The following is an 18,559-nucleotide window of genomic DNA, read 5'->3' as shown; positions in this document are numbered from 1 at the left end:
TAAATGAACAAATTTACTCAACTTAGCCTATTCACACTTTTATTGGCTACTACAATCTTCAGCTCATGTAAAAAAGAGTACGATTCTGCTCAAACTATAGATGATGCGGCTATAAAAGCATATATATCAAAAAACAATCTAACTCAAATGCAACCTGATTCTGCTAAAACAGGATTTTATTTTCAGGTTACAAACCCTACTGATGGTTCGTTTTTCTTAAATACAGATTCAGTATTGTATGATGTAACAGTTAAATCTATGACGAATGGCACAACTTATCTCCAGTCTCCATCGAACGGCAATTTGGGTACATATGTTGGATATTTAAATAGCTTTTTCCAATCTTCTTTATCAACAACCATTACCTATAATATACCCGCTATAAGAACAGCTGTGCTTAAATTAAAACCAGGAGGTACAGCTAGGATTTTGTTGCCATCTTATTTAGGCTTTGGTAAAAATGGTGCTGGTCCTATTCCCTCAAACGAAAATCTTGATTTTATAGTTAAAACTTATCCATACCGCAAACAGTGGTTATTTGATGATGCAAAGATCCAAAGTTATTTAACTGCTAAAAATTTAACAGCAACTAAAGATTTAAGCAGAGTATACTATATTGTTGGAACCGAAGGCACTGGTTCGGATGTAATCACCAATGAAAGTACACTCATACTTAAGTATACAGGAAGATTTTTAGATGGCACCAGTTTTGACTCTTCAACAGATGGAACTTTCTCAACGACATTGAATAGCGTAATAGCTGGATGGGGATTACTTACTAAGTTTAAAGCAGGAACAAAGGTTAGGCTTTTCATCCCTTCTGATCTCGCTTATGGAACTGGTGGACATACCTCTATTCCACCTAATGCTGTATTGGATTTCGATATTGAAATTGTAAAGGTTACAAATTAGATAAAGCCTCTTTAAAAACTTTTAAAACCCTTTCCCTTGCAAAAGTATGCTCAACTATTGGTTGGGCATATTTTTTTGTTCCAAATTCTGGTACCCACTTTTTAATATATTCGAACTTAGGGTCGAATTTTTTAGTCTGGAGTTCAGGGTTAAAAATCCTAAAATAAGGTGCGGCATCATTTCCTGATCCTGCAGCCCATTGCCAGCCACCCACGTTGCTTGCCATTTCGTAGTCTAATAACTTTTCTGCAAAATACGCTTCTCCCCAGCGCCAGTCGATGAGTAAATGTTTGGTTAAAAAACTGGCCACGATCATGCGTACACGGTTGTGCATCCAGCCGGTTTGGTTAAGCTGCCTCATGCCGGCATCTACAATAGGGTAACCAGTATTGCCTTCGCACCAGGCTTTAAATTCATCTTCGTTGTTTTGCCATTTAATTTTATCATATTGCTTTTTGAACGAATTGGAAGCTGAGTGAGGGAAATGCCAAAGTATGGTCATATAAAATTCGCGCCATGCCAATTCAGAAAGCCAGACATCCGATTTCGCTTCCAATGCATCCTTAACCGCTTTCCTAATGCTTAACGTTCCAAAACGTAAATGCAGTCCAATATGAGTGGTACCATCAAGTCCAGGGAAATCACGTTTTTTTGCATAATCATCAAGTTTGTTTTGATAACTGATTTTCGGAAAATCCAGCTTACGCTTTTCAAAGCCCATTTCATACAAACCTGGGTAAGGTAAATGTTTGATTTGCAATAAATTTTTGAGATATTTTTGAGTAGGATAGGCCTCTACATAAAAATCGTTTAACTTGGCATGCCATTGTTTGTAAAAAGGAGTAAAAACAGTGTAGGGTGTTTTATCGGCTTTTAAAATTTCGTTTTTTTCGAAAATAACCTGATCCTTATATGTTTTGAATATTATTTTTTCGCTGGTTAAAAATTCGGCCATGTTATCATCACGTTCGCAGGCATAAGGCTCATAGTCATGATTGGTATATACGCCCTTAACATCGTATTCCTTTAAAATTTCAGGCCATATTTTTTCGGGCTTGCCATATTTAATCAATAAATCTGATCCATATTGCTGAAGTTCTCTCTTTAAATCTTCAATGGTTTGATAAATGAAAGTTACACGGGCATCATCTTTCGGGAGTTTATCTAATATATGCTGGTCAAAAATGAAAAGCGGAAGAACAGGATAATCGCTTTTAAGGGCATGATATAATGCAGCATGATCTGCTAAACGTAAATCGCGACGGAACCATAGAATTGATATTGAAGTCATTGAGGGGGATTACAAATTAATGATTTACATCATGCTGAACTTGTTTCAGCATCTTTTATAGTAGTACAGTTATAGAGATAAGATTCTGAAATAAGTTCAGGATGACGGCCAGTTATCCAATTTAAGCTATTTGTATAAATCTTTCAACGCGTCCTCCAGATGTGTGAATTTAAATTTGAATCCCGCATCTAGAATTTTTTGGGCTGAAGTATTGTTGCTCATTAATACGGCCTCAACACGCTCTCCTAATAACAATTCCAATGCTTTTTTGGGGACCTTAACAGGCCAAAAAGGTCGGTGTAGCCTTTTGGCAATGGCTTTGGTTAACGCTTTATTAGTTACGGGAAACGGCGCGCAAGCATTATATGAATTCTCCATTTTAAGATTTTCAATGGCCTCAATGTACATTTCTACCATATCATCAATGTGCAGCCAGGGCGTCCATTGTTTGCCCGTACCTAAAGCGGCTCCGGTAAATAACTTTACCGGTTTATCGAGCTGTGGTAAAGCCCCTCCATGATTACTTAAAACGATTCCCGTACGGAGTTTTACAATCCGGAGGCTTAGTTTTTTGCCCTGATCTACTGCATCTTCCCAAAGTTTACAGCATTCGGCTAAAAATCCGTAACCGTTTAAACTTTCTTCTGTTAAAATTTCATCACCGCAATCGCCATAAAAACCAACTGCCGAAGCAGAAATGAACGATTTTAGCTGATGGTCGGGTTTAGATTTTATGGTTTTAAAGAGTAATTCGGTTGATTTTACGCGACTATCGATGATCTGTTTTTTGCGTTCATCGGTCCATTTTTTATCGGCAACTGGTTCTCCCGCTAAATGGATAATGGCATCTACACCATTCAAACAATCAGCATCAAGCGTTCCTTTGTAAACATCCCACACAAAATTATTGGGATTATTGTCTTTCTTTCGCGAAAGTGTATTCACCTCATAACCTTTGCTTAGCAGATGTTTTTTCAGCGCAGTACCCACAAGTCCTGTAGCCCCGGTAATCAGAATCTTCTTTGCCATCTTTTTAAAACACCAAAGATACAAAAGGGTTTTTATGCTATCATTTAAAACGATATTAATTCGGCTCTAATTCTTTTGTTACCTATTTGTAAAGAATTATATAGGGGTTTGATGAAGAAGAAAAATAAGATAAATTTGTAAACGCGTTCTTACACCCTTTTCGATAAAAGATGTCCAAAAAAATTTTAGTCTGGTTTAGAAATGATCTTCGCTTGCATGATAACGAAATGCTGGTTGAGGCGATTGCTAAGTCTGATTCGATTTTACCTGTTTACATTCTCGATCGCCGTTCTTTTGGCGAAACAAAATACGGTACGCTAAAAACGGGTAATATTAGAGCGCAGTTTATTTTAGAAAGTGTTTTAGGTTTACGCAGTTCGTTAAAGCAGATTGGGGGTAACTTGCTTATCGCCGAAGGTAATCCCGAAGATATTATTCCGCAACTTGCTCAGGAATATGAGATTACCGAAGTTTACCATCACCGCGAAGTTGCAAGGGAAGAAACGCATGTTTCAACTTTGGTAGAAAATGCACTTTGGAAATTACGCATCAACCTGAAACATTTTATCGGTCATACCTTATATAATAAAGAAGATTTACCTTTTCCAATTAAGGATATTCCAGATGCCTTTAATCAGTTTAAGAAAAAGATTGAGCGCGATTCGATTATCAAACCTTGTTTTGCTGCGCCCGACCGCATTAATGTAGCCGAAGTGATTGATTGGGGAGTATTGTCATCGCTAGAAGAACTTAACCTTTTGCCACAACAAAAAGATCAGCGTGCTGATTTTGAATTTGTTGGTGGCGAGGCCGAGGGTTTGGCCCATCTTCAAAAAGTGATTGTAGCTATGCAACAGGCTGCAACAACCAAGAATTTAATTCTGGCTTCAAAACTATCGGCATGGCTGGCCATGGGCAGTTTATCGCCACGAAAAGTGTACTGGGAAATTAAAAAAATGGAAGGTGTGCCCAATACCAAGGCCATGTTCAATCATATTTTATTAGGTCTGCTTTGGAGAGATTACTTCCGTTTCATGTTTAAGAAATATGGTAATACGTTTTTTAGTCCGGATGGATTTGGTAGCCAGGGGCTTATTGATGTTGTAAATGAGCAGGATAACTTTAGTAAATGGAAGAATGCGCAAACAGGTTTTGCTGTGGTAGATGCGGTGATGACAGAGCTAAATCAAACCGGTTTCATCTCGAATATCGCCAGGCAAACAGCAGCTTTATATCTGATCAATAATTTAGAGGTAAGCTGGGTTTTTGGTGCAGCATATTTCGAAGAAAAACTGATCGATTACAACCCGGCAAGTAATTGGGGGAACTGGGCTAATGTAGCCGGTGTAGGTAACGATCAGAAATCAAAAAGTGTTTTCGACCTTGATAAAAATATCAAAAATCTCGACCCAAAAGGCAATTACTCCTTAACTTGGGCATCATAGTTGTAATGATTGATGATTGAGCACTGAATGAATGAATTTGAAATTTTATCGATTAATACAAGTCATATTTTTATCATTCTCTTATTCAATAATTCTCTCACTCAATAATTCTCATTTTAATCGAGATTTTTGCCATTTATATAAGGTAAAATTCTAATTTTGTAATGCTTATAGTAAACAGTTAATAATGGATAAATTATCTTATCTTAATGGCGCAAACGCCGAATATATAGAGTCTTTATATCAATCCTATCAACAAGATCCTGAGTCTGTTGAATTTGGTTGGCAGAAATTTTTCGAAGGTTTCGATTTTGGAAGAGGATCAGAAGCCCCTGCAGTAACAGCAGAAACTCCTGAACAATTTTTAAAAGAGGTTAATGTTTTAAATCTGATTGATGGCTATCGCAGCCGCGGTCACTTGTTTACACATACCAATCCGGTTCGCGAAAGACGTAAACATTTACCAACATTAGATCTGGCAAATTTTGGATTATCTGATGCCGATTTGGAAACCGTTTTCAACTCTGGTGTGGAAATTGGTATCGGTGCAGCAAAATTGAAAGATATTGTAGCCTTTTTAAAACAAACATACGCAGGTTCTATCGGAGCCGAATTTAAGTTTTTACGTACACCTGAAGTGTTGAACTGGATTCAGCAAAAAATGGAAAGTGCGCGTAATACCCCTAATTTCTCGATCGATGAGAAAAAACGTATTCTTCGGAAATTAAACGAAGCAGTAAGTTTTGAAAATTTCTTAGGTACAAAGTTTCTGGGCCAAAAACGTTTTTCATTAGAAGGTGCAGAAGCTTTAATTCCTGCTTTAGATTCAGTAATTGAAAAAGGTGCTGAACTGGGAATTGAAGAATTTGTAATTGGTATGGCACACCGCGGTCGTTTAAACGTGCTGGCCAATATCATGCAAAAAACATACAAAGATATTTTTGCTGAGTTTGAAGGTAAAAGCTACAATCCAGATACCCCATTTGGTGGCGATGTGAAATATCACTTAGGTTACTCTACAGATGTTGCTACCGTTTCGGGCAAAAGCGTTCACTTAAGTTTATGTCCTAACCCATCGCACTTAGAAACAGTTGACGGTGTGGTAGAAGGAATGAGCCGCTCGAAAATCGATTTCAAATATGGTGGCGATAATAGTCGCTTAGCACCAATTTTAATTCATGGCGATGCATCAGTTGCCGGACAAGGTATTGTTTACGAGGTAATTCAGATGGCAGGTCTTGAAGGTTATAAAACTGGTGGAACTATTCACTTGGTAATTAATAATCAGATTGGTTTTACCACCAATTATAAAGATGCCCGTACCAGTACCTATTGTACCGATATTGCTAAAGTAACTTTATCTCCGGTTTTCCACGTAAATGGTGATGATCCCGAGGCTTTGGTTTATGCAATTAACCTGGCAATGGAATACCGTCAGAAATATAAAAATGATGTTTTTATTGACATCCTTTGCTATCGTCGCTTTGGGCATAATGAGTCTGATGAACCTAAGTTCACGCAGCCATTATTATACAAAACCATCGAAAAACACCCTAATCCAAGGGAAATCTATATCGATCAGTTAACCAAAGAAGGTAAATTAGAAGCTGGTTTGGCAAAAGAAATGGAAAAAGATTTCCGTAATATTTTGCAGGAACGTTTAAACGAAGCTAAAGAATTTGTTGCGGGTAATGCCGAAGTTAAATTTGGTGGTGCATGGGCAGATTTGCGTATGGCTACACCTAAAGATTTCGAATCTTCACCGGTTACTGCGGTTAAAAAATCTACTTTATTAGAAATCGGTAAACGCATTACTACTTTACCATCAAATAAAAAGTTCTTCAAGAAAATTGAAAAATTATTTCTTGAGCGGACCAAAATGGTTAACGAAACACATGTTTTCGACTGGGCAATGGGCGAGCAGTTGGCTTATGGTACTTTGTTATCAGAAGGTAAACGTGTTCGTTTAAGCGGTCAGGATGTAGAAAGAGGAACATTCTCTCACCGTCATGCGGTACTAACGTTAGAAGATAGTGAGGAAGAATATGTACCGTTGGCAAACATTTCAGATCAACAAGCTGCTTTCGATATTTACAATTCACACTTATCAGAATACGGCGTTTTAGGTTTCGAGTATGGCTATGCTATGGCAAATCCAAACGCATTAACCATTTGGGAAGCACAATTTGGCGATTTCTTTAACGGAGCACAGATTGTTGTCGATCAGTATATTGCAAGTGCCGAAACCAAATGGCAACGCGAAAACGGTTTGGTTATGTTATTGCCTCACGGTTACGAAGGCCAGGGACCAGAGCACTCATCAGCACGTATTGAGCGTTTTATGGAGCTTTGTGCCGATTACAACATGCAGGTAACCAACTGTACAACTCCGGCAAACTTCTTCCACGTTTTACGTCGCCAGTTTAAACGCGATTTCCGTAAACCATTGGTTGTATTTACTCCTAAAAGTTTATTACGCCACCCAGCCTGTGTTTCTAAATTAGAGGAATTTACCGAAGGTGGCTTTAAAGAAGTAATTGACGATGTAAATGTTAAAGTTGCAGATGTAACACGTATTGTCTTCTGTAGCGGTAAAATTTACTACGAGTTATTGGAGAAACAACAGGCTGATAAATTGAAACACGTAGCCTTGGTTCGTGTAGAGCAGTTGTACCCAACTCCGGTTGATCAGATGGAGGCCATCCAGAAGAAATATAAAAACGCTAAAGAAGTTTTCTGGGTACAAGAAGAGCCAGAAAACATGGGGGCATGGCCATATCTGTTCCGTAAGTTGTACAAAACGGCTTTAAAGGGCATTGATGTAATTTCGAGGAGAGAAAGCAGCAGTACCGCAACAGGTTTTGCAAAACAACATGCTAACCAACAGGCTTATATTTTAGCAAAAGCTTTAGAGATTTCGGTAACGGATGATGTAAAGGATATTGCCAAAAAAGCAACAAAAAAATTAGTTCAGATCGATTAAGTGCATTGTGCTAAGCGTTTGGCGCATAGCGTTTGATATTGATTATTAGAAGATAAAAAACATAACATTACAAAAATGAGTTTAGAGATAAAAGTTCCACCTGTAGGTGAGTCAATAACCGAAGTTGTTTTATCACGTTGGATAAAAAACGATGGCGATGTTGTTGAAATGGATGAAGTTATTGCCGAATTAGAATCGGATAAAGCAACATTCGAATTAACTGCAGAACAAGCTGGAACTTTAAAAACCATAGCAGCCGAAGGCGATACTTTAGCCATTGGTGCAGTAGTTTGTAAAATTGAAGATGGTGGCGCTGCTCCAGCGAAAGCTGATGCACCAAAAACTGAAGAAAAGGCTGTTGTTGCTGAAGATAAAACTGCAGCTCCGGTTGCCGAAAAATCAGGCGAAAGCTATGCTACAGGAACCCCTTCTCCTGCTGCCGGTAAAATTCTTGCAGAAAAAGGGATTGAGGCTAGCGCTGTAAAAGGTACTGGTGTTGATGGTCGCATTACCAAAGATGATGCTGTTAAAGCAGAGGCTGGTAAAAAAGCAGAAGCACCAAAAGCGAGTGCTCCGGTTGCAGCAGCAGCTGCTCCTGCAGGTAGCCGTGGCGAGCGTCGTGAGAAAATGTCTCCACTACGTAGAACGGTTGCAAAACGTTTAGTTGCTGTTAAAAATGAAACCGCAATGTTGACTACTTTTAACGAAGTTAACATGAAGCCGATTATGGATTTACGCGGAAAATATAAAGATCAGTTTAAAGAAAAATTTGGTGTTGGTTTAGGTTTTATGAGCTTTTTCACTAAAGCCGTTACCGAAGCTTTGAAAGATTTTCCTGCGGTTAACGGCCGTATTGAAGGCGAAGAATTGGTTTACAATGATTTTGCTGATATTTCGATTGCTGTTTCTGCACCAAAAGGTTTAGTCGTTCCGGTAATCCGTAATGCAGAAAGCATGACTTTAGCTCAGATTGAAAAATCAGTTTTAGAATTGGCTTTGAAAGCACGTGATAGCAAATTAACTATCGAAGAAATGACTGGCGGAACATTCACCATCACTAACGGTGGTGTATTTGGGTCGATGATGTCTACACCGATTATTAATGCGCCACAATCGGCTATTTTAGGTATGCACAACATCGTTGAGCGTCCGGTCGCTGAAAAAGGTGAAGTGGTAATCCGTCCGATGATGTACGTTGCCTTATCTTACGATCACAGAATTATTGATGGACGTGAGTCGGTTGGTTTCTTGGTTCGTGTAAAACAACTGTTAGAAGATCCAGCTAGATTATTATTAGGTGTCTAGACTCCTAAATCCCTAAAGGGACTTAGATATATTTATTAAAGAAGTCAAGTTTTAATGGCCAGTGCTATAAAAACTTGACTTCTTTTTTATACCCGAAAAATGAAATTAACGTTTAACTCAAAATTCCTCTTTATTTTTCTTGCGATATTCTTAACTGAAATCTTAATCGCAAAATATCTTCATGATGCATTTATTCGCCCATTTGGTGGCGACGTATTGGTTGTTATCTTGATTTACGTATTTTTTAGGATTTTCCTTAAAACAGATAATAAGAAGTTAGCTTTAGGCATCTTAATTTTTTCTTTCGCAATCGAGTTTCTCCAAAAGGCAAATTATGTTTCCTGGTTTGGTTGGGAAAACAACAAATTAATGCGCACCATATTGGGTACCTCCTTTAGCGCTTATGATCTGCTCGCTTATTTTGTAGGTTATTTAGTGGTCGTCACCTTGAATTCATTTCAGGGGCTATCAAGCAGGAAAGATGCTTAAATAAATTTACTGCGTAGCTTTCCGCTGCGCTACAGGTCAGCATGACGATCGCATTGGACTAAATAAGTATAAATTAAAAGAAATAAAGCTATTTAGACAACGTTTTAATTGGTTTTAGATCTAGCTGTTTAAACTCTACCTCGCTACCTTCTGCCTGTAAGGCAATCTGCCCGCTACTTGCTGTACAATTGGTGCCATAGTTTACCAATGTACCGTTTACCCAAACTTTAACTTCGTTATTTAGGCATTGTATGATCATGGTATTCCATTCGCCAACAGGTTTTTCACTGTCGTCTGTTAAATTTTTTATCCTGCGGAGTTTATTCCCATTTATACCCCAGTTTTCTTGAGGTCCACGTCTGGCAAGCATATCGGGTACTGTAATATCTTCTTCGATACACCAGAAATCGCCAGCATCATTATGTTGCATCTGAACTTCCAGCGATTTTGGAAACATGCCATACAATGCTCTTGGTGTTGATGCATGAACTAAAACGCCACAATTACCTGGTTTACCAGCAAAGCGGTATTGTACAGTTAATTGGTAATTTTTATAAATTTTATCGGTTATTAAGTGCCCGCCCGGTGTACCTAAACTCACCAGCATACCATTGCGTACAATAAACGGATTAATGGTGTCAGGCTTTTTGTCCATTGCAGGTACATCTACATGCCAGCCGTTTAGGTTTTTTCCGTTAAAAAGGCTTTTTTGTGCAAATGTTGAGCTGCTAATCATAAATAGCAGTAAAAAGGCATAATAGCGTTTCATGATATATTTGGTTTTTCGTATCCCAAATATATTTTAAAAAATTAGAAAACCATAGTGATGGTTGTGATCCTGAAGGAATGAATGATCTTTATTCTATACTTCGGATGCTTGTATTTTCTTTATCTTGTATTCTAAACTACGTTCAGATTGAGGATTGTTGAATTAAATTTTGCAACTCAACAGCGAGTCGGAGACTCTTTTCCATGCTGTAATCCGTAGAGCCCTTCGGAACTCTACGGATAGATAGGTATATTCTTCACTGCGTTCAAAATAACAGCAGGAATCAAATTTCAGTAATAATCTTACAAAAAAAAGCCCATTTCAGTTAAGAAATGGGTTTGTATATTTCAAACGTTTAAGATGCTGAATCAAGTTCAGCATGACGAGACGCAAAATTTAATCTTCTACAATCTCACTGTTGATGCTTACATCATCCTTTACATCTTCTTTAAAGTAGTTTTTCTGGAAAATGAGGATGAGTATCACGCCAACTGAAATGGCAGCATCTGCAAGGTTAAAAACAGGTCTGAAAAAAACAAACTCTTCGCCTCCCCAAATTGGTACCCAAGTAGGGAAGTGGCCTTCTGCAATTGGAAAGTAGAACATATCTACCACACGCCCATGAAACCAGCTTTCGTAACCATAAATCTTTCCGTAAAATACAGAATCTATAATGTTTCCAAGTGCGCCAGAAAAGATCAGTGCAACATTTAGAATTAAACCCCGGTGATATTTATGCTTAATTAGATAATGTAAGCCATAACCAATTCCTGCAACGGCGGCAATACGAAAAAGTGATAAAGCTAATTTACCAAATTCGCCACCAAACTCCATCCCAAAAGCCATCCCATTATTTTCGGTAAAATGGATGATAAACCATTTACCAATGATATGAAACTCCTGGCCAAGGTACATATGTGTTTTAACCCAGGTTTTAACCAGCTGGTCGGCCAGTAAAACTAAAAAGATAACAATTAAAGGTTTTGTATAGCCTTTCATTAACTTTGCTTTAATTTAGCTTCCATGCTTAACGTTGCATGAGGTACAGCACGTAAACGCTCTTTTTGAATTAATTTACCTGTTTCACGGCAAATACCATAAGTTTTGTTCTCAATACGCACTAAAGCATTCTCCAGGTTATCAATAAATTTTTTCTGACGGGCAGCTAATTGATTGATTTGCTCTTTTTCCATTGTTGCAGAACCGTCTTCTAAGGTTTTGTATGCACCTGAAGTATCTTCTGTTCCATTGGCATTTGGATTACTTAAAGAAGTGGTTAAAGAGTTCAGTTCCTCTTTCGCCATGCGTAATTTATCTTGAATTAATTCTTTAAATTCTTGTAATTCACTGTCTGAGTAGCGTGTTTTGTTGCTGTTTTCCATGTTCTTTTTCTAATTTTCTAATATATGGATTTATATTTTAGTTACTGAAATGCTTAACTCAACATCATCAATCACGATTTTGTTTGCATTATTTACAGTATCTGTTAATTCAAATTCGTCGGCTAATATTTCGGCGCAAATGTAACCCTTGTTTTTTGCAACTGCATCGGCCACCAAGTTATCATTTTGTAACGAAACTTTAATCCTATCGGTCACCTCAAAATTTAATTCTTTCCTTAAATTTTGGATACGGTTAACCAGTTCGCGCGAAATACCTTCCTGTTTCAGCTCTTCGGTAATGGTAACATCCAAAGCAACGGTTAAGCTGCCCAGGTTGGTTACCTGCCATCCGGGAATATCTTCCGCAAAAACTTCTACATCATCATTTAAATTGATGGTAAATTCTTCACCATTATTGCCAACTACGATGATGAAGCCATCATTTTCTAAACGCTGGATATCATCCTGATTTGAATTTTCTAAAGCCGCTTTAACCAGGCTCATATCTTTTCCAACTTTTTTACCCAACGATTTAAAGTTCGGTTTCAGCTTTTTCTTCACAATGCCATGTGTATCGGTAATGAACTCGATATGTTTTACATTTGTTTCAGAAAGGATATAATCGGCCACTTTTGAGATTTTTTGTTCGAAATCACCACTTAAAGATGGGATTAAGATTTTCTCAAGTGGTTGACGCACGTTGATGCCCGATTTTTTACGCAGCGATAAAACCATCGATGAAATATCCTGGGCGTAAACCATACGCTCATTCAAATCGGTATCAATCAAACTTTGGTCAGCCTCTTTCCATAAGGTTAAGTGGACAGATTGTTCCGCATGCGCATCGGTAATCGTTAAGTTTCTGTATAACCAGTCGGCAAAGAAAGGCGCAACCGGACTCATCAACTGTGCTAAGGTTTCTAAACAAGTATATAATGTTTCGTAAGCTGCACGTTTATCATCAGTCATTTCGCCTTTCCAGAAACGACGGCGGCTTAACCTGATGTACCAGTTACTCAAATGTTCATCAACAAAAGCCTGAATAGCGCGGGTAGCTTTCGTTGGTTCGTAAGTATTGTAACTTTCATCAACTTCGTTGATTAAGGTTTGCAATAACGATAAAATCCAGCGGTCTAATTCCGTCCTGTCTTCAACTTTGCTCAGGTTGTTTTTATCGATCTCGAATTTATCGATATTGGCATACAGGGCAAAGAAAGCGTAGGTGTTGTAAAGTGTTCCGAAGAATTTACGGCGCACTTCAGCAATTCCATCAATATCAAATTTTAGGTTATCCCAAGGATTTGCATTAGAAATCATGTACCAACGCGTTGCATCAGCACCATATTCATTAATGGTTTGGAATGGATCAGCAGCATTACCCAAACGTTTAGACATTTTTTGTCCGTTTTTGTCTAGTACCAGTCCATTCGACACTACATTCTTGTACGCTACTTTATCAAAAACCAATGTAGAGATCGCATGCAGGGTATAAAACCAGCCACGGGTTTGGTCTACACCTTCTGCAATAAAATCTGCCGGAAAATCTTCATTTCCGTCGATGGTTTCTTTGTTTTCAAAAGGATAGTGCCACTGCGCATAAGGCATAGCACCAGAGTCGAACCAAACATCAATTAAATCACTTTCGCGGCTCATCGGTTTGCCTGATGGAGATACCAAAACAATCTTATCGACCACATTTTTATGTAAGTCGATCAAATCATAGTTCTCTTCAGACATGTTCCCGATTTCAAATCCCTTAAAAGGATTTTCTTTCTGGAAACCTGCTGCTATAGATTTTTCAATGGCGTTATAAAGTTCCTCAACAGAACCAATTAACACTTCCTCTTTTTTATCTTCAGTTCTCCAGATCGGCAAAGGAATTCCCCAGTATCTCGAACGTGATAAATTCCAATCGTTAGCGTTTTTTAGCCAGTTTCCAAAACGCCCTTCACCAGTTGATTTTGGTTTCCAGTTAATGGTTTCATTAAGGTCGAACATTCTGTCTTTAACATCCGTAACTTTAATAAACCACGAATCTAAAGGATAATATAAAAGTGGCTCATCAGTTCTCCAGCTGTGTGGGTAACTGTGAACATACTTTTCTACTTTAAAAGCTTTGTTCTCTTCTTTTAATAAAATAGCAATTTCTACATCAACCGATTTTTCAGGTGCTTCGCCAGCATTGTAATATTCGTTCTTCACATATTTGCCTGCAAAAGGACCAACATGTTTAGTGAATTTACCCTGTAAATCTACTAATGGAACGGGGGTATCATTCTCATCTAATACCAACATTGGCGGTACTTCCGGAATGGCCTCTTTAGCTACTTTAGCATCATCTGCACCAAAAGTAGGGGCAGTATGAACAATACCAGTACCATCTTCAGTAGTTACGAAATCTCCGGAAATTACTCTAAATGCGTTTTCAGCATTTTGATATGGCAATACATAAGTTAATAGTTGTTCATATTTAATTCCAACCAACTCACTTCCTTTGCATTCGGCAAGTATCTGATAAGGGATTTTTTTATCGCCCGCTTTAAAATTTGTAAAATCTTCAACTTCATTGCTTTCGAAGAAAGTTTTACTAAACTGCTTTCCAACCAGGTTTTTTGCCAAAATTACATTTGTTGGCAAGAATGTATATTGGTTAAACGTTTTGATTAAAACATAGTCAATTTTTGGTCCAACCGTTAAAGCCGTGTTTGATGGTAAAGTCCAGGGTGTTGTTGTCCAGGCCAATAAATAAATATCATCAAATCCCTGTAAGAAACTTGGTAGCGTATCGGCTAGTGCTTTAAATTGAGCAACAATCGTTGTGTCTGTAACATCCCGGTAAGCTCCAGGCTGGTTTACCTCATGCGAGCTCAATCCTGTCCCGGCTTTTGGAGAATAGGGCTGGATCGTGTAACCTTTATAGATTAACCCTTTATCGTAAATCTGTTTCAGAAGCCACCAAACCGACTCCATATATTTCGATTTGTAGGTAATATATGGATCATCCATATCTACCCAATAGCCCATTTTTTCAGTCAGGTCGTTCCACACGTCAGTGTAGCGCATTACTGTTTTTTTACAGGCTTCGTTATAGTCTTCAATAGAAATAGTTCTACCAATATCTTCTTTAGTAATTCCTAATTCCTTTTCAGTGCCAAGCTCAACAGGTAAACCATGGGTATCCCAGCCAGCTTTTCTTTTAACCTGATAACCCTTAATTGTTTTATAGCGGCAAAAAATATCCTTAATTGCACGCGCCATTACGTGGTGGATGCCCGGCATGCCATTTGCAGACGGTGGTCCTTCGTAAAAAGTAAACGGATTAGATTTAGGACGGGATGAAATACTTTTTTCAAAGATATTTTCCTTTTTCCAAAAATCCAGTATTTCTTGCCCTATTTTGGCAAGTTCCAATTGTTTAAATTCGCTATACATCAATCAAGTACCTCAAAAAATTAAAGGTTGCAAAGTTAACAGATTTGCCTGAATTTTGGTAGTTTTGATGTAAATACTTTTAACGTGAAATTATTTAATATCGGGCTTGCATTGATGATTGTGGCCGTAATTGCGCTGCCAATTGTTGCGGTGATCAGTCCGGCAAACCGCGATTTTGTACTTTATGCATTTTATTTCTGCGGCCTGCTCGAACTAATCGGGCTCATCTTTGTTTTAGTACATATTGTTACACTTAAAAGAAAGAACCCATGATTAAGCTCTTAAAATTGCAGAAAGCCGTTTTCATCCTCATCGCTGGCGTACTTTCTTTTATCGCCTACAAGATTTTAGATGCAAATGAGGTAAAAGGAAGTATCTATTTTCAAATGCTGGCGGGCGTGCTGATTATTATTGGTGCGTTGTGGCTGTTATATCCAATTTTATTTGCCAAAAAAGATAACGATGGCAATGCAGAAATCATTACCGATCCAACAGTAGAAGTTCCGGTAGATGAAGAGGAGAAAAAACCTGCTACAGAATAAACCCTCACCCTATCTACGCTTTTTTGCTTTATCATCTATCTCTTAGAGCCCTCTTCTCAAGGAGAGGGAGATGTAGTTTCTGCGTTTAACCACTAACTTGGATAGAGAGAGGTTTTGTAAAGCAAGGCCTGCATTTATTTTGATGTTCGCCCTGCTGTACGCTGTAGCCCTCATGCTTCGGGGCTGTCGCTACCATCAGGTTTAGGTAACTTGGGCCTGTGTAAGAAATAAAGGCACTCCTTTCCAAAGCCAATTAAATGTTTTAAAAAAAAATAAAATCCACGTAGGGGTAAATTTCCTGTGAGTTGTATTAGCTCTAAATAACAAATAGAGATAACTATGATTCCTGCATTAATTATTTGGCTTTGCAAGAAATATTTTGCTCCAAAAACCTACAAAACATTCTCCTCCAAAAGCCTAATCAATCCAAAAAGTGTTGCTTCGGTGCTCTTTCTTATCTGTTCATTTTCATCGGCTTTTGCACAGCAAAGTAAATTTAACATTAAGCGCAATGGCGAAGTAATTGGTCAGATGCATTTTCAGCAGAAAGATGAGGGAGATGATGTTTATCTAAAAATAACTTCAAAGGTTCAAACCCGATTTCTAATCAAAATTAATGTAGAAACAGAAGATTTGGCACATTTTAAGAATGGCAAGCTGCTCAGTTCAAATGTAAATAGAGTGGTAAATGGCAATACCAAAGAAGCTAAGAAAACAAGTTGGGTAAATAATGTTTATCAGCTTAAAACAGGCGATAAAGCAAGTATAATAACCCAATCCATCAGTTATAATATGATGCTTTTATATGTTAAAGAACCAGTTAATATCCCCGAAATTTATTCAGATAATTTTCAGTGTTTTATTCCCATTCAAAAAAATGGAGCCCACCAGTACAGGGTCAATCTTCCGGACGGGAATTATAACGATTACTATTTCGAAAACGGAATATGCAAACTGGTCGTTGTAAATCATTCATTGTACACCATTAGAATGGAAAGGGTTTAGTATGGAAACAGTAGCAAATAAATACCTTAAGGTTTTGGTTACGGGTGCATCAGGCTTTATCGGCCGTAAATTAAGTTTTGCCCTGGCAGAAATGGGCTACGATGTAGTAGCCCTTTGTAGAGATATCAATCATCCGTTTCTTATTCAGCACAGAAATATCCAGTTTGTAAAAGGTGATGTTTTAAATCCTGAAAGCTTAGAAAAAGCAATGAAAGATTGTTATCAGGTTTATCATACCGCGGCGATGGCTAAAATGTGGTGCAGAAACGAACAGGATTTCTACGATGTAAATGTAATTGGGACAAGAAATGTACTCAATTGTGCATTGAAAGTAGGCGTAGAAAGGGTAGTGCATACCTCAACCTGTGGTGTGTGGGGCCCAACATTAAATTTACCGATTTCGGAGAACGACCCAAGGGCAGTTGGTTTTCCCATCAGTTATGAACGTACAAAATACCTGGCTGAGTTAGAGGTGAAAGAATTTGTGAAAAAGGGATTGGACGTGGTAATTGTAAACCCATCAAGAGTATATGGTGATGGACCAATTACGGATAGTAATACGGTGAGTAAAATGGTTACGGGTTATATAAAGGGTACCTGGCATTTTATTCCGGGCGATGGAAAAGCAATTGCCAACTATGCTTTTGTAGATGATGTGGTGGATGGGCATATTGCGGCCATGCAATATGGCAGGAATGGCGAACGATACATTTTGGGTGGTGCTGATGTTTCTTTTAATGGGTTTTTCGGCATGTTAAGACGGATCACGGGTAAACAAAGAAATTTGTATAAAATTCCCGTAAGCATTATTAAAACGTATAGTTTGCTTGAATATTTAAAGTCGAAACTCTTTAATCTTAGTCCATTTTTTCTGCCAGAGTTTGCCGATAGGTTGAAATGCAATCAACAATATTCGAGCAATAAAGCCATTACTGAACTAAATTATCGGATAACACCTTTTGCAATAGGTTTAGGTAAAACCATTAATCACTTTAAATCTAATTAGGTTAAAATTATCGTCCTCGTTTGTAACGAGGGTGGTTGAGAGCCACATTTGTAATGTGGATTATAGGATTATTAAAAGTCGATACAATCGACGTTCTCCTACATCCCCATTATAAAAGGGACGATATATAGAAAATATAAAAATGAAACAATTAACAGCATTAATTACCGGTGCAAGTGAGGGGTTGGGTAAGTCTTTCGCCATCGAATCTGCCAGACGCGGACTTGGCTTGGTATTAGTCTCTTTGCCCAATAGTGGACTGGAACATTTAGCAAATTATCTGCGTGTAAACTTTAACAGTAAGGTATTCTGTATCGAAATAGATTTAACTAAAAGTACTTCTGCTGCCGAAATATTTGAGAAATTAAAGGTAAACAAGATCGAGGTTAATGTTTTGATCAACAATGCAGGCTTAGGAAACTGGAGCTGGTTTGAAGATAAAAATGTCGATTTTTATAGAACACAGATCGAGCTTAATATTACCAATACGGTTTTGCTTACACGGTTATTTTTAAACCATATCGATAAAAGTAAGGCAAGCTATATTTTAAATGTAGGGAGTTTAGGTGGACATTTTATCGTTCCAAAAAAACAGGTTTACGGAGCTACCAAATCTTTTATAGGTTATTTTACCCGTTGTTTACAACTTGAATTAAGTGGCACTAATGTGCACATCAGTTTGCTTAGTCCTGGCGGAATTAATACCAAGCCAGAATTATTGGTAATGAACAATGAGCTGAAAGGTTTTGCCAAAGCTACAATTTTGGAAGCCGATTATGTAGCCCAGATAGCCATGGATGGTATGCTGAAAGGCAAGAAAGAAATTATACCGGGGTTGGCCAATCGTTTTTTATTGGTGTTGGATAAAATTATACCAGCCTTTTTAAAAGAAATTATAATTAGACGTAAATTGAAATCGATTTTAACAACTTAGATTTTAACCCCAAATCTGTAAGGTTTAAAAATCTT

General features: G+C 37.8%; 16 protein-coding genes. 10 read left to right on the top strand and 6 right to left on the bottom strand.

The annotated features are described in order from the left end of the window. Positions 1-3 precede the first annotated feature (3 nt). The gene (locus H9N25_RS17005; protein WP_190326648.1) at positions 4-912 is read left to right on the top strand and encodes an FKBP-type peptidyl-prolyl cis-trans isomerase; all 909 of its coding nucleotides are present in this window, start codon (positions 4-6) and stop codon (positions 910-912) included. Here H9N25_RS17005 and H9N25_RS17000 read toward each other — a convergent pair. Then, entirely contained in the window at positions 902-2,203 is a 1,302-nt protein-coding gene (locus tag H9N25_RS17000) for a cryptochrome/photolyase family protein (protein ID WP_190326647.1), read from the bottom strand. The genes H9N25_RS17005 and H9N25_RS17000 overlap by 11 nt on opposite strands. A gap of 126 nt (positions 2,204-2,329) precedes the next feature. After that, positions 2,330-3,232 carry a TIGR01777 family oxidoreductase gene (locus tag H9N25_RS16995; protein ID WP_190326646.1) on the bottom strand — a complete coding sequence of 301 codons (903 nt, stop codon included), beginning with the start codon at positions 3,230-3,232 and terminating at the stop codon, positions 2,330-2,332. A gap of 170 nt (positions 3,233-3,402) precedes the next feature. On the opposite strand from H9N25_RS16995, the gene H9N25_RS16990 reads away from it, so the two are divergent. From H9N25_RS16990 to H9N25_RS16975, 4 genes are all read left to right on the top strand, one after another. Further along, positions 3,403-4,677 carry a DASH family cryptochrome gene (locus H9N25_RS16990; RefSeq protein ID WP_190326645.1) on the top strand — a complete coding sequence of 425 codons (1,275 nt, stop codon included), beginning with the start codon at positions 3,403-3,405 and terminating at the stop codon, positions 4,675-4,677. Between the two features lie 187 nt (positions 4,678-4,864). Next, a complete protein-coding gene (locus tag H9N25_RS16985; protein ID WP_190326644.1) occupies positions 4,865-7,660 on the top strand; it encodes a 2-oxoglutarate dehydrogenase E1 component in 2,796 nt (931 codons plus the stop codon). Positions 7,661-7,735: 75 nt separating this feature from the next. Next, positions 7,736-8,965, top strand: coding sequence for a 2-oxoglutarate dehydrogenase complex dihydrolipoyllysine-residue succinyltransferase (odhB, locus tag H9N25_RS16980; RefSeq protein ID WP_167297099.1), 1,230 nt, complete (start codon positions 7,736-7,738; stop codon positions 8,963-8,965). Positions 8,966-9,064: 99 nt separating this feature from the next. Continuing rightward, positions 9,065-9,454, top strand: coding sequence for a ribosomal maturation YjgA family protein (locus H9N25_RS16975; RefSeq protein ID WP_190326643.1), 390 nt, complete (start codon positions 9,065-9,067; stop codon positions 9,452-9,454). Between the two features lie 88 nt (positions 9,455-9,542). On the opposite strand, the gene H9N25_RS16970 is transcribed toward H9N25_RS16975, so the two are convergent. From H9N25_RS16970 to ileS, 4 genes are all read right to left on the bottom strand, one after another. After that, entirely contained in the window at positions 9,543-10,223 is a 681-nt protein-coding gene (locus H9N25_RS16970; RefSeq protein WP_190326642.1) for a 3-keto-disaccharide hydrolase, read from the bottom strand. A 396-nt stretch (positions 10,224-10,619) separates the two neighbouring features. Continuing rightward, on the bottom strand, positions 10,620-11,222 hold the full coding sequence (locus tag H9N25_RS16965) for a lipoprotein signal peptidase (protein WP_167297096.1): 603 nt from the start codon (positions 11,220-11,222) through the stop codon (positions 10,620-10,622). After that, positions 11,222-11,605, bottom strand: a complete 384-nt coding sequence (locus H9N25_RS16960; RefSeq protein ID WP_025144123.1) for a TraR/DksA family transcriptional regulator — start codon at positions 11,603-11,605, stop codon at positions 11,222-11,224. Before H9N25_RS16960 ends, H9N25_RS16965 begins: the two co-directional genes overlap by 1 nt. 30 nt (positions 11,606-11,635) lie before the next feature. Then, positions 11,636-15,037 (bottom strand): isoleucine--tRNA ligase, encoded by a 3,402-nt coding sequence (gene ileS, locus H9N25_RS16955; RefSeq protein WP_190326641.1) that lies wholly within the window; start codon positions 15,035-15,037, stop codon positions 11,636-11,638. Positions 15,038-15,121: 84 nt separating this feature from the next. Here ileS and H9N25_RS16950 point away from each other — a divergent pair, with 84 nt between their 5' ends. The 5 genes from H9N25_RS16950 to H9N25_RS16930 all read left to right on the top strand — a co-directional run bounded on the left by H9N25_RS16950 (position 15,122) and on the right by H9N25_RS16930 (position 18,524). Continuing rightward, positions 15,122-15,310, top strand: coding sequence for a hypothetical protein (locus H9N25_RS16950; protein ID WP_113947778.1), 189 nt, complete (start codon positions 15,122-15,124; stop codon positions 15,308-15,310). Beyond that, positions 15,307-15,579 carry an isoleucyl-tRNA synthetase gene (locus tag H9N25_RS16945; protein WP_190326640.1) on the top strand — a complete coding sequence of 91 codons (273 nt, stop codon included), beginning with the start codon at positions 15,307-15,309 and terminating at the stop codon, positions 15,577-15,579. The genes H9N25_RS16950 and H9N25_RS16945 overlap by 4 nt, the downstream gene beginning before the upstream one ends. Before the next feature lie 339 nt (positions 15,580-15,918). After that, positions 15,919-16,584, top strand: a complete 666-nt coding sequence (locus H9N25_RS16940) for a DUF6134 family protein (RefSeq protein WP_190326639.1) — start codon at positions 15,919-15,921, stop codon at positions 16,582-16,584. Between the two features lies 1 nt (position 16,585). Further along, the gene (locus tag H9N25_RS16935; RefSeq protein WP_190326638.1) at positions 16,586-17,590 is read left to right on the top strand and encodes an NAD-dependent epimerase/dehydratase family protein; all 1,005 of its coding nucleotides are present in this window, start codon (positions 16,586-16,588) and stop codon (positions 17,588-17,590) included. A 142-nt stretch (positions 17,591-17,732) separates the two neighbouring features. Beyond that, positions 17,733-18,524, top strand: coding sequence for an SDR family NAD(P)-dependent oxidoreductase (locus H9N25_RS16930; protein WP_190326637.1), 792 nt, complete (start codon positions 17,733-17,735; stop codon positions 18,522-18,524). Positions 18,525-18,559: the final 35 nt, after the last annotated feature.

The sequence above is a fragment of the Pedobacter riviphilus genome (assembly GCF_014692875.1).
Taxonomy (GTDB): Bacteria; Bacteroidota; Bacteroidia; order Sphingobacteriales; family Sphingobacteriaceae; genus Pedobacter; species Pedobacter riviphilus.
This window is presented reverse-complemented; position numbering and strand designations above follow the sequence as displayed.